This window comes from Salmonella sp. SG203, from assembly GCF_013350575.1.
In the GTDB taxonomy this organism is placed as follows: Bacteria; Pseudomonadota; Gammaproteobacteria; order Enterobacterales; family Enterobacteriaceae; genus Salmonella; species Salmonella enterica.
Genome location: NZ_SNMT01000079.1, coordinates 1 through 1,244, shown reverse-complemented (window position 1 = coordinate 1,244; position 1,244 = coordinate 1). Strand labels below are relative to the sequence as shown.

Below are 1,244 nucleotides of genomic sequence, written 5' to 3'. Positions count from 1 at the left end.
AAACGCACCCAACGCGATTATCCTCTATCCTTTAAAATAGCCGTCGTTGAGCAGGTCGAAAAAGGCGAGATGACCTATAAACAGGCCCAGCAGCGATATGGCATTCAGGGGCGCTCCACCGTACTTGTCTGGCTGCGTAAATATGGCCGGCTTGACTGGAGACCCGGACTTCCTGACCTGGTGAAGAGGAAACTGCCTGTGGCTCAGACAACTATCCCGCTGACACCCGAGCAAAGAATCAGGGAACTTGAAGAACAGCTTGAGCTGGCAAACCAGAAAGCTGAGTTTTTTGAGTCCGTTATCAACGTCCTGAAAAATGATTACGGGGTAAGTGTTGTAAAAAAGCGGCCCGGCAAGTCCTCACGCAAAGTCAGGCCCCCAAAATAACAGTTACGCGTGCATGTCAGTTCCTGGGGCACAGCAGACAGGCGTGGTACCAGTACAATACAAGATGTAATAAACGGCAGGAGCATCATGCTCAGGTTCTTGATTTTGTTGCCCGTACCCGGTGCCGCCAGCCGCGAATCGGTACGCGTAAACTGCACTATCTGCTGAACATGCAGGCCGATAAAACGCTGAATATCGGACGGGACCGTCTGTTTAATCTGCTGGGTGAATACCGGCTCCTGGTACCCGTGAAACGGGCATATCACAAAACCACCAACAGCCATCATCGCTTTTACCGGCATCCTAATCTGCTGAAACCCGGTCCTGAACAGGTTACCGCCCTTGAGCCAGAGCAGGTCTGGGTCGCCGATATTACTTACCTTCCACTACGCAGCGGCACGGCCTATCTGAGTCTGGTCACCGATGCCTGCTCCAGAAAAATCGTGGGTTACCATGTCGGGGAAAACCTGCAGACAGAAAATGTGGTAAAGGCGTTCAGGCAGGCTCTGAGGCGGAGAAAAACGACAGGTCCGCTGGTACATCACTCTGACAGAGGACTGCAATACTGTTCGGTACTTTATCAGTCAGTTCATGAGCGAAACGGAATAACCTGTTCAATGACCGATGGTTACGACTGCTACCAGAATGCGCTGGCTGAGAGAATAAACGGGATACTGAAAAATGAGTTTTTACTCTCGCGTCCTGCAGACCTGGAGCAAGCGCGGGAAATAGTAAAAGAGTCCGTGGCAATTTATAACCATGAACGGCCACACCTGGCCCTGAAATACAAAACGCCCGATGATGTTCATCAGGCGTTTTACAGACAAAAAACTGTCAACCTATATCAGGACTAGTCA

Annotated in this window: 1 protein-coding gene; it reads left to right on the top strand. The window is 50.7% G+C overall.

The window, feature by feature from the left end:
* Window positions 1-1,241, top strand: a protein-coding gene (locus tag HV477_RS27850; RefSeq protein ID WP_131535535.1) for an IS3-like element ISSen1 family transposase whose coding sequence is annotated in 2 segments (ribosomal slippage) — window positions 1-337 and window positions 337-1,241 — 1,242 coding nt annotated over the 2 segments. Because the reading frame shifts where the segments join, the coding sequence is not laid out codon by codon here. This gene is flagged as partial in the annotation.
* Window positions 1,242-1,244 lie beyond the last annotated feature (3 nt).